The following is a 13,417-nucleotide window of genomic DNA, read 5'->3' on the forward strand; positions in this document are numbered from 1 at the left end:
ACACCTGCCTCTAGCCCTTGAGGCGGCTCGCCGCTTTATCGGCAGCGTCGCGGTCGTTGCCGTGCTGTTTGATGATGCGGCGTGCATCCGCTGCGGCGATGCCGTGCTTTCGCGCGAAGTAGTCGACCTCGTATTTCTGGGTGCCCGATACCAGTCGGCGGTCAGCTGCCGTCTTAGTCTTGTCGTCCGCCATCTAAGGCCTCCTTCCGTTGACTAACCAACAACGCAGACGGGAATCGCAGGTTCCGCGCCTCCTGCCATCACGACCACTAGACCCGAACACACGATAGGGAGCTGGCGCCATGACATTTGCACGCGTGTAAACAGGAGAGTTGGAGTAGGTGCCGCGGTCGGTTTCAGCGTTTCAGCGGGCAGTCTTCGTCGAACAGCAGCTCGCAATGCGGGTCGAGCTTTCGGCTGCCCCGGTTCTGCTATCTTTTTTCTCGGTACGGGTTGGACTCGTTTTGGCCTTTATCCGGGATCCGCGCATCGCAAAAGTTGCCGTTGGAAGCACTGCGTTATGAAAAATGGATGCGGCCAGCAATCCGCACTCCGGCACTCACAATGGACGGCTTTGGGTGGTAATACTATGTGGTGCCCTTGGCGAACTGAGTGGAGACAATGTGCCGCTGGAAGAGCACGAAAAGGATAACGACTGGCACGATCGAGATGAACGCACCGGCCAAGACGAGTCCCCAATCACCCTGCACACCCCCGAACGAACGACGTAGACTGAGAAGCCCGACTTGGACCGTCAGCGCCTCGGGAGGGCTGGTGATGAGGACGAGGGGCCAAAAGAAGTCGTTCCAGGCGCCTTGAAACGCGAGAATCGCGTTGACCAACAAGGCCGGTTTGGCGTTTGGCAGAACGATCTTGCAGAACACTTGAAAACGGTTGGCGCCGTCGACGATTGCAGCTTCCTCTATCTCCCTTGGAAACCCCTCGAAAAACTGTTTCATCAAGAGGACGTTAGCTGAAGCTACGAAAACGACGATTACGCTCCAGGGTGTGTTCAGAAGCGACAGATCCCTGAAAATCAGATAGTTTGACACGAAGGTCACTTGCGCCGGGATTGTCATTGAGAAGAGTGCTGCAGCGAATAGTAAGCGGCTGCCCCTGAACTTAAGCCGCGCGAGCGCATACCCCGCAAGGCTAGCGACGACGAGCGTCAGGACCAGGCGCCCAGTTGCGATCACAAGACTATTGCCCAGCCAGCTTCCAAGCAGGCTCTTCCCAGTCTGCAGGTCAGCGGTCTCGTTTATCACCCTCCGGTAGTTGTTGAAGATCAACCCAAGAGCGCCTGGTGTGATGTTGTCCCAGCTCAGCAAACGTCCGCGCCGCTCGGATCGGGATGGCGAAATCGGACTGTCGATAAGAATTTGAGAGGTCGGGGCGGTAAGATTGAGGGGCGTACGTTCGATCCAGGGGCCATTCTGGCGGTCGGTGCGGTAGGTGATCTCATAGACGAATGTCCGCGTCTGCCAACCCTGCCGAATTCCCTTCTCGTCACGAGCCTGCATCGTTGCCGCACTGGAGCTTCTCAATGCAATTGACGCATAATCCGCCGCATAATGCCGCATGAGCGCAGCGGCGATGCCCGAGCCCGGGCGGCGGCGAGGAACCTCGGCTCTGGGTTCAACAATCGTAGCATCGGCGGGTGCCGCGTACGTCACGCTGAAATCAACCTTCGCGCCAGGAGCAAGCCCTCCCCACAAAGCGTCACCCGCACCCTCCTGCCCCAAGCGAGCCGCGGCGATCCATGCGGCCGGATTGAGCTGATCGAAATAGATGCGAAACGGTCTCTCGAGTGGATCGACCTTCAAGCTCGCTATAAAGGCAAGAACGAATGTCCCCGCCATGATGATCGCGACAACAAGAAAGGTCAGATATACCCAGGCGCTCGCCGCAAGCTGCCGCCGACGAAGCGCGCCGGCCGGTAAACGGCGGCGTAAGGGAGGGACTTTAGCAGCCGGCGTGCTCGCCATCATTCGCCCTTTTCCTTCACGCCGAGCGATTTTTGCACGTAGACGGCTGTGATTGTAAGGATGCCAAGGACGAGGGCCGCAGCACTTGCCATACCGATTCTCGAAGAGGCGCCTGCGGGAAAGGCGTTCTCATAAACGTAGTAGGCAAGCGTTACTCGACTTGCGAGGGGAGCCGCATCTCCTAAAATCGCAACCTGGTCAAACATTTGTAGGGTACCAATGACGCCCATCGTCACGACGGCAAAGGTTACCGGCCTGAGCGCCGGCACGGTTATGTGGCGAAATCGCTGGAAAGCGTTGGCTCCGTCGACCTCAGCCGCATCGTATAAGCTGCTCGGGATTGACTGCAGGCCTGCCAGGAACAACAGCATCAGCGTCGGGACCGTCGTAAAAACGTTCATCAACGCCACGGACCACAGCGTGACCGGCATGAAAAGGAAATGGCGCTGCGTATTTAGCCAGGAAATAGGCAGATTGTTGTCGAAAACAGACAGCAATCCCGCGAGGGCACAGGAAACAGCAAGCGCCAGCGCGCCGACGGCGGCGACGAGCAGAAAGAATGGATCGAAGATCGACACACCCTCGTAGCTGCGTCGCGCGTTGAGAACCAGCGCGCCGTGCAGAGCAGCCATGCCCACGAGGAACAAAAGGATGTGCTGGCGATAGGCAAGCATGACGCTGACGATTGCGGTCATGAAGCCATTTCTCTGGAAGAGCCACAGGAAGATAAGCGTCATGGCCGCACTGGACATGATCGATGGCAGGTAAAACACCGTCCGAACGAGTCCCCTGGCCCGGACGGCATGGTTCACAAGGACCGCCAGAGCAAGTGCGAGCACGGTCTGGGTCGTTGTGACGATGAGCGAGAAGCCGATAGTGTTGCGCAAGGCGAGGAGGAAAAGTTCGTCGGAGACCAGTGCAGTGTAATTGGACATTCCAACAAAGCTTGGAGCCTCGAACAAGTCGAAATCGGTAAAGCTGTAGTAAGCAGTCCGAACAATCGCAAAGACGAAAAACAGCATCATAGAGATTGTAAAGGGCAATACGAAGAGCCAGCCGCTCCTCTCTTCTGACCTTGTTCGTGACATGCACGCTCCTCCCGCGGGCGCTTGCTTCGTGCGTTCTCTAACCGTGGCAAGCCCGAGAGCAATTTACCTGGCGAGCATCCGATCAAAGGCGCTTTGCGCTGATTGCAAAGCTTTGTTCGCCTCCTCCTCCCCGAGGATGACAGAATTGAGCGCAGCATTGATCGGCTGCATCCAACTCCCTCCGACGTCCCCGAAAAAATACGGTGTAACGTGATCGTCCGAGAGGCCTTCGAGGACCACTCGGCTTGCGATCTGTTCAGGCTCGCCGCCCCGCAGCCAGGGGTTGTCAGTCAGACTAGTCCGGCTCGGGAGGGCCAGCCCCTGCTCCAAAACCCATTGCTGAGCCTCCTCGGTGGTTAGGAGTTCGGCAACTTTTGCAGCAGCCTTACTGACCTTCGAGGCCGCGTTGACGCTCCAACCGACGGAGAAGACGATATTGCCTCGTTTGCCGCTTTCAGGGTCTTTCGGCATCCGGACAGTGCCGAGATTCATGTTTGGAGCACTATCGCGCAACGCGCTGAGTATCCAAGCACCCTCTATCGCTACGGCAGCCCGCTCGGACGCCAAGCAACCGCCAGTCCAGCTGTGTCCGGCGTCGGCGGCCATAACGGCGGCCCCGGACTTCACGAGGCCGGTATAGAAACCGAAAGCCCGACGAAAGCGCTCATCCAGGATGGTTTTTCCCCGAGTATCAAAGGGGGACCAGCCTGTCGATAATGCAAAGGCGCCGAACCGGGCATATTCCGGAACAACACAGAGACCATCGACCTCCGGAAGCGACTTGTGCACGGCCACCAATTTCTCTTGCAGCGTCGTCCACGTGTCGTCGTTGCTCGGATAATCGACGCCCGCGTCATCGAAGATGTCCTTGTTGAAATGTATGGCCAGCGTATTGAAATCCTTGGGGATCGAGTAAAGCTTCCCATCGTAGGTGAAGGCCGTGAGGAGATTGGCTGCAAAACCAGAAACGTCGCTTGTTACCGGTGCGGCTTGACCGGCGCTGAATACTGACCGCGCCCAAAAGGTATCGACGTAAAAAAGGTCTGGAGCGGTGCCCGCCGACAGGCCGTTAATGATGATTTGCGAATAGTCGCCATCAACAGGCTCGTACTTTACCCTGATTCCCTCTTTCGCGAGCTTTTCGGCAACAACGTTCGTCAATAGCCCGTTGACAATGGCGACCTCGGACCCACCCCAGCCGGATATCCGTACTGTCTCCTCGGCAGACGCCGGCAGGCAGAGCATGGTCGCTGCGACGAGAGCTCCGGGACGGAATAGCATATGGGTCCTCCCTTCGAACAAAGGCCACGTAACAGAGCGGCAGGTACGGGACAAAGGCGTCCTGCTTTTTCAGCAGGTAGATAGCTTCATATGTGGAAACGTCGAGCGGCGGCCCCTTCCTTGTAACATCGCGGAGCCTATCCGAGTATATTCGCTGCGGGCGGCAACGCAGAGATCAAGGCAAACGCCACCCCGAAACCGCGACAAGCCGGTCGGCGACGGCACCATCGCCGAAATGGTCGATAGTCGTGCTGGCCTTCGCGAATATGAGTCATGATGCCGAGCAGGGATATTTCGCCGATGGCATCTCAGAGGACATTATCAGGGCCTTGTCAAAGCTGTCGCAGCTCTTTGTGATCGCCCGAAACTCATCGTTCACGTTCGAGGGCAAGAACGTCCATGTGCAGCAGGCGGGCGTGAAACTCGGCGTGCACTGCGTGCTGGAAGGCAGCGTCCGCAAACCGGGAAACAGGGTGCGCATAACTGCGCAGCTCATCGACGCAACCCCGGGCGGGCATCAGAGGGCGGAGCGGTCCGATCGCGACATGACTGACATATTCGCTGTGCAGGACGTCAGGCAGAAAATTCGTTGACGCGCTGGCGATCAAAACTGACAAAGGTCGACCGGCAGCGGCTGGCGCCCTAGCGCACGGGCAACATGGAGGCGCACGACGGTTTCCTGCGCGGTCGAGAGCTGTGCCACCGGCTTACAAGGGAAACGAACATCGCGGCTAGGCGCCTTTTGGCAGGAGACATCGTGAAGACTTCGTTAGGGCGTGGAACTGCTTGGCAGTAGGTGTTCTGCCCGAAGGTCTTTGAGCGACTAAAGCGCGACGCAGTCTAAGCCCTGAAGTCAAGCCCCACAGAGACTGACAAGAATACCCGCCGCCTCCAGCTTTCTACTCGGCAACCACGGCCGGATCGCGCTGCAACCACTTCGGCTGCGGAACGGCCCGCAGCAGAGCTTGCGTGTATTCATGCCGAGGCGAGACAAAAAGGGCTTCCGTCTCGCCTTCCTCGACGATCCTGCCGCGCTGCATCACCAGGATCCGGTCGGCGAATTGGCGCACGATGGGCAGATCGTGGGTAATGAAGACGTAGGAGAGGCCGAGGCGCTGGCGGAGATCGGCCAGAAGCTCGATGACCTGCATCTGAATCGACACGTCGAGCGCCGAAACCGCCTCGTCGCAGACGATCAGCTCGGGTTCACTGGCGAGTGCCCGGGCAATGGCGATGCGTTGCCGCTGCCCGCCCGAAAACTGATGCGGATGCCGTTCGGCATGCTCTGGCTTCAGGCCGACAAGCTCCAGCAGCTCCACGACACGGTCGTTCCAGCGTTCGCGCGGCAGGATATCCCCATGGATCGCCCAGGGTTCGGAAATGATCGAGCGGACGTTCATGCGCGGATTCATCGACCCGAATGGATCCTGGAACACCATCTGCACCCTTCGGCGGAAACCGTTGAGCGCCCTGCCCTTGAGCTTGAAAATGTCCTCGCCGGCAAAGAGTGCCGCGCCCGACGTGGGCTCGTTCAGTCTCAGCAGCATGCGTGCAATGCTCGATTTACCCGAACCGGACTCGCCAACGATACCGACCGTTTCCCCGCGACGAAGCGTGAAACTGACGTCGTCCACGGCCTTGAACTCCCGCTTGGGCGAGAACGGACCGGACCCAAGCTTGTAATGCTTGCTTAAATGGGCGACCTGCAGCAGGACCTCGCCTTGTGCGGCATTCCGAGGCGCTTTCGGCGCGTCGGCATGGGGCACGGCCGACATCAGCCGGCGGGTATAGGCGTGGCTCGGATTGGTGAACACGTCCTGGGCCTTGCCGCTCTCCACCACCCTGCCGCCATTCATCACGATGATCCGGTCCGCCATGGCCGCGGCGACCTCGAGATCATGGGTGATCATGATCAGCGCCATGCCGGTCTCGCGCTGCAGGTCCCGCAGGAGTTCGAGGATTTGTGCCTGAACGCTGACGTCGAGTGCCGTGGTCGGCTCGTCGGCGATCAGGATGTCCGGCTTCAGCGCGATCGCCATGGCGATCATCACGCGCTGCCTCTGTCCGCCCGAGAACTGGTGCGGATAATAGTCGATCCGCTCGTCAGCTTCAGGAATTCCGACCCGTTCGAGCAGCCGAACGACCTTGTCGCGCACCGCACCCCCCTCGCCTCCGCCATGGCTCTCGAACACCTCGGCGATCTGCCTGCCGACAGTATAGACCGGGTTGAGATAGGCCAGCGGATCCTGGAAGATCATGGCGATGCGGCGGCCGTTCAGTTCACGCCGGCCTTCGTCATCGAGGCGGGAAAGATCCGTCCCGTCGAACACCAGCGAGCCCGAGACGATGTCGCCCGGCGGGCAATCGATCAGCCCCATCACCGTTCCGGTGCTGACGCTCTTTCCCGATCCGCTCTCGCCCAGGATGACGAGGGTTTCCCCCGGGCAGACGTCGAACGAGACGTCGTCGACGGCACGCACGGGATCGCCTTCGGAGAGGAAGTCGACCGTGAGTTTGTCGATCCGCAGTATGGGTTTGTCCGGCGCGTTCATCGCGGAGCCTTTCGCAGCGATTGCAGACGCCAGCGCTGCAGCGGATCGGCGACGGTCCGGGCCCAGCTGGCGAGAATGTTCAGGGAAAGCGTCGTTAGCAGGATCGCGAGTCCCGGCCAGAAAGCGATCCACCACGCCGTCTTCAGATAACCGCGGCCGTTGGCCACCATGGCGCCCCAGGTGAAATCCGGAGGCTGAATGCCAAGCCCGAGGAAACTCAAGGAGGATTCGGCCAGGATAACGGTAGCGAAATCGATTGCGGCTATCGTTACCAGCGTCGGCAGCACGAGCGGTGCGATATGACGGAACAGGATGCGTCCGGTACTCGCGCCCATGGAGCGCGCGGCACTGACGAACATGCGTTCGCGCAGTTCGAGCACTTCGGCCCGTGCGGTGCGGATGAAGATGGGCATGCGGGTAATCGCCAGCACGATCACCAGGTTCGTCATGCTGGGACCGAGCGTATAGAGCACGATCAGGGCAAGCAGCAGCGAGGGAAAGCTCATCACCACATCGGCCAGGCGCAGTATTACGTGGCTGTACCAGCGCTCCGAATAGCCGGCGGCAAGGCCGAGAATGCCGCCTAAAGCCATGGAGCAGAAGACGGCAGCGGCCGCGATGCCGAGGGTGTTCTGCGCTCCGACGATCAGCCGCGCCAGGATCGGCCGCCCGAGCGTATCGGCTCCCAGAATGTAGATGAACCCGTGCTCCAGTGCGAAGGGCGGCAGGTTGCGTTGCCTGAGCCCGAGCTTGCCCGCAAGTTCGCCGACGAAGAGCGGTCCGACAAGCACGCAGACGATGAGCACGAAGAGAAAGACGGCTGCGCAGAGCGCCAGCTTGTCCCGGGTGAGATAAATTGCGAGCTGCCGCAGGGCGCCGGGCGATCTTACGGATGGCAATGCCAGGTCGGTCATTGTCGCCTCCCCTCAGTAGCGGATGCGCGGATCGAGCACTGCGTAAAGAAGATCGATCGCGATGTTGACGATGAAGATGGCGATTGCCGTGACGAGGATCGTCGATTGCACCACGGCGAAATCGCGCTGAATGATCGAATCGATCATCAGCTTGCCGATGCCCGGCCAGCCGAAGATCGTCTCGACGACGACGGCGCCATTGATCAGCCCGGTCGCCAGGTCACCAGCGACGGTGATCACCGGCAGCAGCGAGTTCCTGAGCGCGTGACCGAAGATGATCTTGCGACGCTTCATGCCTTTGGCGTGGGCGGTCTTGATAAAGGGCGAGGCGAGTGCAGAGATCATCGTGCCACGCACAACCTGGACCAGGAGCCCGAAAGGACGCAGCATCAGCACGACGATCGGCATGATCCAGTGCAGGGCAGTGCCCGTACCCGACGTCGGCAACATGCCGAGCCCGACCGCGAACACGAGAATGCCGACGATCGCGATCCAGAAATCGGGGGTGCTCGCACCCGCCAGCGAAACGAGGCCGGCGACGCGGTCGAACAGGCTCCCGGGACGGGCAGCGGCCAGCGCGCCGACGACGATGGCCAGAACGGTTGCGAGCGTCATCGCGACCAAAGCCAGCTTCAACGTGGCCGGAAAGGCCTCCAGAGCGACCTCGATCGCCGACCGGTTCTGTCGCAGGGACTGGCCGAAATCCAGGGACAGGAGGTTGTGCAGATACTGGATGAACTGCACGTAAATCGGCTGGTCCAGTCCGTTCAGGCGGGCGAAGGCCTGGCGCGCCTCGAGACTTGAATCGAGCGGCAGGTAGAGGGCCGACGGATCGCCGGTCAAACGCGTGAGGAAGAAGACGAGCGTCAGCAGGCCGATCACCGAAATTACGCTGTGATATGCCCGCCGGCCGATATAGCCGAGCATCATGCGGAGCCTCTGGATTCCCTTGCAGTTCATGCGAGCGCGCGAACGTGCCGCGCGCTCGCCCGGATGGTGGCACTCAGTCTTTGAGGGCGATATTGGCGAGCGGGATCTCGCTGTTGGTCGTGATGTCCGGCTTCCACTCGAGGCGGCTGCCGACCCGGGTGTAGCCGATCATGTGGAACATCGGGATGTCGACCGCGAGATCGTCATGCACCTTCGCAAAGATCGCCTTGAACTTTGCCGTACGGTCCTCGCCGGTGGCAGCCATGGCATCGGCGACCTCCTTGTCGAGGCCCGCATCCTCGAAGGTCGAATAGCTTCCGCCCGAGGTGTAGAAGATCGGAACGGTGAAGGCAGCATCACCCTTGTTGTTGTCGTGCATCATCTGTAGCAGGTTCGGCCCGCGGCTCTCCGGGAAAGGCTTCTGCAGGTAGCGCAGCCAATCGTTCACGTCGAGCATCGTCAGCTTGACGTTCAGGCCGACATCCTGCCACATGGCCATCATGGCTTCCATGGCTTCCGTACCGTTGGGGTAGATGCCGTTGCGGCCGATCAGTTCGATTTCGGTATCGACCGGTACGCCCGCGGCCTTGGCCTCGGCAATCAGTGCGCGCGCCTTTTCGGCATCGAAGGCCCAGGGCGCCAGCTTGTCGTCGTGGCCATTGATGCCGGTGACGACCATCTGCGAAGCCCGCTGTACGTCCTCGCCGAAAAGCTGCGCGAGACCATCCCAGTCGATCGCCAGGTTCAGCGCCTTGCGGATTCGGATGTCGTCGAGCGGAGCAAAGCCGGCATCGATGCGGATCGCGGTGGTTTCGGAGTTCAGATAGGCGAAGTCCGTTTCCGGATTGGTAGCATCCTGGATCGCAATGGACGGTGTCAGATCGGCCTCCCCGGTCTCCACCATGGCGGCGCGAATCGAGGATTCCGGGCGCCAGACATAGCTGGCCTTGGCAATGGCCGGCTTCTCGCCCCAGTAGCCGTCGAAGGCTTCCAGCACGACCGTCTGCGGGGTGAAGCTCGAAAGCTTGAACGGCCCGGTTCCGACCGGGTCGTTCACAGCCTTGTCCGCCGGCGTGTTCGGCGAGACGATCATGACCACGCTGAGCAGCGTCGGCAGAATCGGCTGCGGCTTGTCCGATTTGATCTCGACCGTCAGGTCATCGATCGGCGTGACCGTCAGCTTGGCATCGCCGAACTTGGCGATGTTGCTGCAGGTCAGCTTGCCGCCGGTCATCCGCTCGATCGAGAATTTGACCGCCTCGGCATTGAAAGCGGCTCCGTCCTGGAACTTGACTCCTTGACGCAGCTTGAGCTGCCAGGTGTTCGGATCGGTCTGCTTCCACTCGGTCGCAAGACCGGGTGTCGGCTGACCGCTTTTCGGATCGACGATGGTCAGCGGCTCGACGACGTTGCGGCTCAATATCTGACCGACATTGGTGATGATGGTGCCGCAGGGCTCAAGATTGGCCGGCTGTTCAGGCAGGACGATCTTGATTTCCGAGGCGCTCTGCGCGCCGGCGCAGCCGGCCCAGCCGGCCACCACCATTGCGCCCGCGATGACGCGAACAGATTTGTTTCCCATTGCACTCCTCCCCAGTTGGAACGACGACGTTTAAGGCGGGCGCCATCCTCCTGGCGCCCGGCCCGATGTTTCTTTTCAGCGGCGCGATGCCTCTATCAGCCCCTGCAAGATCTCCCGCTCCTCGCCGGTCAGGTCGACCAGAGGCGGGCGAACCGGGCCCGGCGCAAAACCGGCAAGCTCCACCCCCGCCTTGATGATCGAAACCGGATAGCCGGCCTTGCGGTCACGCAGGGCCGCGAAGGGGAAAAAGAACGTATGAAGAATGCCTTCCATCACCGCCTTGTCACCGGCACGCATGGCCCGGTAGAAGCGCTGCGCCAGTTCCGGCACGAAATTGAAAACCGCCGACGAATAGGTCGTGACGCCGACGCCGTTGAAGCCTTCCGCGAAGAGCTCATGGGTCGGCATGCCGCCGATATAGCAGAGCCGGTCGCCGAGCCGCGCCGTCACATGACGCACGAGGTCCACCTTGCCGGTGCCGTCCTTGAAGCCGATCAGGTTGGGGCAGGCCTCGGCAAGGCGCGCGACCGTGTCGGCGTTGGCGACCGAATTGGCGCGGTTGTAGAGAATGACGCCGAGGCCCGTCGAATCGCAGACGGCCTTCACATGGGCATAGATGCCTTCCTGCGGCGCTTCCGTCAGGTAGTGCGGCAGCAGGAGAATACCGTCGGCACCCGCCTCCTCGACGATCTTCGCCGTCTCGACGGCAAGGGACGTGCCGTAGCCGCAACCCGCAATGATCGGCACCTCGCCCGATACGTCCTTGGCCGCACGGGTGACTTGGCCCACTTCGTTCGGCGAGAGCGAAAAGAACTCGCCGGTGCCGCCGGCAGCGAACAGGGCCGCGGCCTCAAAGCCGGAAAGCCACTCCACATGACGTCGGTAGCTCTCCAGATTGAGCTTGTAGTCCGACGTGAAGTGCGTGACCGGAAAGGACAAGAGCCCCGAACCGACACGCGACTTGATTTCTTCAGGCGACAATGAATTCCCTCCGACTGCGAGCTTAAGATGGAAAATTCATATGATGACTTTTGAGATGAGTCAATCAACCTCGCCGGATTTTTCACTCGGGCGCCAGGTCGTCAGCGAGCGGTACCGCTTGATCCCGGTGACGAGATGGCGGCGCATGGCCTCCCGGGCCCGGTCCGGATCCCGTGCGAGGATCGCCTCGGCGATCTCGCGGTGTTCGAGGAGAATGGGCTCGTCCCGGCTCGGCAACGGATCCACGCCGCCCATGACCGTGCGAAACTTCACGCGCGGGATCATGCGGCGCCCGACATGCTCCAGAAAGGTGCGGAAGCGGGTGTTGTTGGTGGCCGTCGCTATAGCCATGTGAAACTGGAAATCGGCCTCATCCGTGGGCTTTCCTTCGGCGACGAGATGGGCAAAGCGCTCGACCTGGGTCTGGATTTCGGCCTCCTGCGCCGGGGAACTGCGCGCCGCCGCCAGGCCTGCCGCCTCGACTTCGATGCCGATGCGCAGTTCGAGCTCCTCGATGATATCGGAAATCTTGTCGGTCTCGCCGGTGAAAAGCCTGAGGCCCGGGTCGCTCTGCCGCGGCCCTATCACGAAGACGCCCGACCCCTGCCGCGACTCCACCAGGCCATCGGCCCTAAGCGCCGCGATCGCCTCCCTCACCACCGTCCGACTGAAGCCGAACTTGTCGATCAAAGCCGGCTCGGTCGGCAACTTGTCGCCCGGCGCATAGTATCCCGCCTCGATCTGCGCCTTTATGGCGTCTGCCACCTGCGAGGACAGCGACGGGCGAGCGCCTCCCTTTTTCGTACTCGGCATGAATATTCCCATACCCCGCATCTAAAATCATCATATGACTACGACTGTTAGTTGTCGCAGACATCTTATGGGATTATCGAGCGGCGGTACAGCAGATTTCGAACCGGTTACGCGCGGACGCGATGCAGCAAGCCTGAAACGAATTCGGATAAGGGGCGACAGCAAGCATGTTCCGGAACATTTCGCCTCGTGCAAGGTTCGATAGAGTTGGCCCGCACCTGAGGAGCCAAGACTGACGCCGGGCGGGCTTCAAGGAGGAAGCCATGATCCGTGCACTGCCATCAATTTTCCTTCCGCGCCGCCGCCTTTTGCAGCTTGGCCTCGGGGCGACGCTCGTTTCAACCGCAGGCTTCCCCTCGATATCGCAGGCCGACGAGCCGAGTGACGTCGAGGACGAGGACATATTCCAATTTGCGCTCAACCTCGAATACATGGAAGCTGAGTACTACCTGCGTGGCACGACTGGCAAAGTCGATGATTCCGATGCAGGTTCTGACGCCGGCCCGGTGACCGGCGGCAAGCAAGTCTCCTTCGCTACCCCTGCGATTGGCGCGTTCATGCGGGAGGTTGCGGAAAACGAACTTGCGCACGTCAGATTCTATCGCAAGACGCTCGCAGATCAGGCTGTGCCGAGGCCGGCCATTGATTTCGACGCCGGCTTCGCCGCGGTCGCGAAAGCGGCGGGGCTCGGCGAGGACTTTGATCCGTTCGGTAATGAGACGAACTTCGTGCTCGGCGGCATGCTATTCGAAGATGTTGGCGTTACCGCCTATGCCGGAGCAGCCACCGTCCTCAAGAACAAGGACTTTCTCGCCGCCGCCGCCGGCATCCTGGCAGTCGAGGCCTATCACATGGGCATGGCGCGATCCACCCTTTACCGAAAGGGCGAAGAAGCCTGGAAGGCCGCGCAAGCGGTATCCGACGCACGGGATAAAATTGATGGCGCGGAAGACAAGGATCAGGGCATTCAGATGGATGGCAAGGCCAACATCGTTCCCTCGACGCCGGATGCGATCGCGTTCACCCGAACCCCGCAAGAGGTGCTACGCATCGTTTATCTCTCCGACAAGGAAGGCGTCAGCAAGGGTGGCTTTTACCCCAATGGAATGAACGGCAAGATAAAAAGCACCTGAATCGGTAGCATTGTCTGTGTGTGACGCCGAACTCCCGGACGCTGCGCGCGTTGTCGCCAACGGCGCCGAAGCGTGCATCGCATACGAGGTCAAACGGCACTTGGAAGCCGGAGAGTTGGTCGAGGTGATTGCCCGGCCATCGACGTTACACCCTCTTC

Annotated in this window: 12 protein-coding genes; 2 read left to right on the forward strand and 10 right to left on the reverse strand. The window is 60.6% G+C overall.

The genetic code is table 11. The annotated features are described in order from the left end of the window. Positions 1-10 precede the first annotated feature (10 nt). The 4 genes from BHD07_RS09940 to BHD07_RS09955 form a co-directional block, all read right to left on the reverse strand. Positions 11-193 (reverse strand): DUF3606 domain-containing protein, encoded by a 183-nt coding sequence (locus BHD07_RS09940; protein ID WP_027992259.1) that lies wholly within the window; start codon positions 191-193, stop codon positions 11-13. Between the two features lie 394 nt (positions 194-587). Then, positions 588-1,988 (reverse strand): carbohydrate ABC transporter permease, encoded by a 1,401-nt coding sequence (locus tag BHD07_RS09945; RefSeq protein WP_338279606.1) that lies wholly within the window; start codon positions 1,986-1,988, stop codon positions 588-590. Then, complete coding sequence (locus BHD07_RS09950) at positions 1,985-3,073, reverse strand: carbohydrate ABC transporter permease (protein ID WP_338279607.1); 1,089 nt, start codon at positions 3,071-3,073, stop codon at positions 1,985-1,987. Before BHD07_RS09950 ends, BHD07_RS09945 begins: the two co-directional genes overlap by 4 nt. A gap of 63 nt (positions 3,074-3,136) precedes the next feature. After that, entirely contained in the window at positions 3,137-4,354 is a 1,218-nt protein-coding gene (locus BHD07_RS09955) for an extracellular solute-binding protein (RefSeq protein ID WP_338279608.1), read from the reverse strand. Between the two features lie 248 nt (positions 4,355-4,602). On the opposite strand from BHD07_RS09955, the gene BHD07_RS09960 reads away from it, so the two are divergent. Further along, the gene (locus BHD07_RS09960) at positions 4,603-4,947 is read left to right on the forward strand and encodes a hypothetical protein (protein WP_338279611.1); all 345 of its coding nucleotides are present in this window, start codon (positions 4,603-4,605) and stop codon (positions 4,945-4,947) included. A 306-nt stretch (positions 4,948-5,253) separates the two neighbouring features. Here the strand turns inward: BHD07_RS09960 and BHD07_RS09965 are convergent, their stop codons facing one another. The 6 genes from BHD07_RS09965 to BHD07_RS09990 all read right to left on the reverse strand — a co-directional run bounded on the left by BHD07_RS09965 (position 5,254) and on the right by BHD07_RS09990 (position 12,138). Next, positions 5,254-6,906, reverse strand: a complete 1,653-nt coding sequence (locus BHD07_RS09965) for an ABC transporter ATP-binding protein (protein ID WP_338279612.1) — start codon at positions 6,904-6,906, stop codon at positions 5,254-5,256. Beyond that, entirely contained in the window at positions 6,903-7,820 is a 918-nt protein-coding gene (locus tag BHD07_RS09970) for an ABC transporter permease (RefSeq protein ID WP_100673310.1), read from the reverse strand. Before BHD07_RS09970 ends, BHD07_RS09965 begins: the two co-directional genes overlap by 4 nt. A 12-nt stretch (positions 7,821-7,832) precedes the next feature. Then, a complete protein-coding gene (locus BHD07_RS09975) occupies positions 7,833-8,747 on the reverse strand; it encodes an ABC transporter permease (RefSeq protein ID WP_338280902.1) in 915 nt (304 codons plus the stop codon). Positions 8,748-8,823: 76 nt separating this feature from the next. Continuing rightward, complete coding sequence (locus BHD07_RS09980; RefSeq protein WP_338279615.1) at positions 8,824-10,332, reverse strand: ABC transporter substrate-binding protein; 1,509 nt, start codon at positions 10,330-10,332, stop codon at positions 8,824-8,826. A gap of 75 nt (positions 10,333-10,407) precedes the next feature. Beyond that, complete coding sequence (gene kdgD / locus BHD07_RS09985) at positions 10,408-11,313, reverse strand: 5-dehydro-4-deoxyglucarate dehydratase (RefSeq protein ID WP_102763196.1); 906 nt, start codon at positions 11,311-11,313, stop codon at positions 10,408-10,410. Between the two features lie 60 nt (positions 11,314-11,373). Beyond that, complete coding sequence (locus tag BHD07_RS09990; RefSeq protein ID WP_100673307.1) at positions 11,374-12,138, reverse strand: FadR/GntR family transcriptional regulator; 765 nt, start codon at positions 12,136-12,138, stop codon at positions 11,374-11,376. Between the two features lie 251 nt (positions 12,139-12,389). Between BHD07_RS09990 and BHD07_RS09995 the strand changes: the two genes are divergently transcribed. Next, on the forward strand, positions 12,390-13,259 hold the full coding sequence (locus BHD07_RS09995) for a ferritin-like domain-containing protein (RefSeq protein WP_338279617.1): 870 nt from the start codon (positions 12,390-12,392) through the stop codon (positions 13,257-13,259). Positions 13,260-13,417: the final 158 nt, after the last annotated feature.

The organism is Sinorhizobium sp. KGO-5, assembly GCF_036245905.1.
Classification (GTDB): Bacteria; Pseudomonadota; Alphaproteobacteria; order Rhizobiales; family Rhizobiaceae; genus Sinorhizobium; species Sinorhizobium meliloti_A.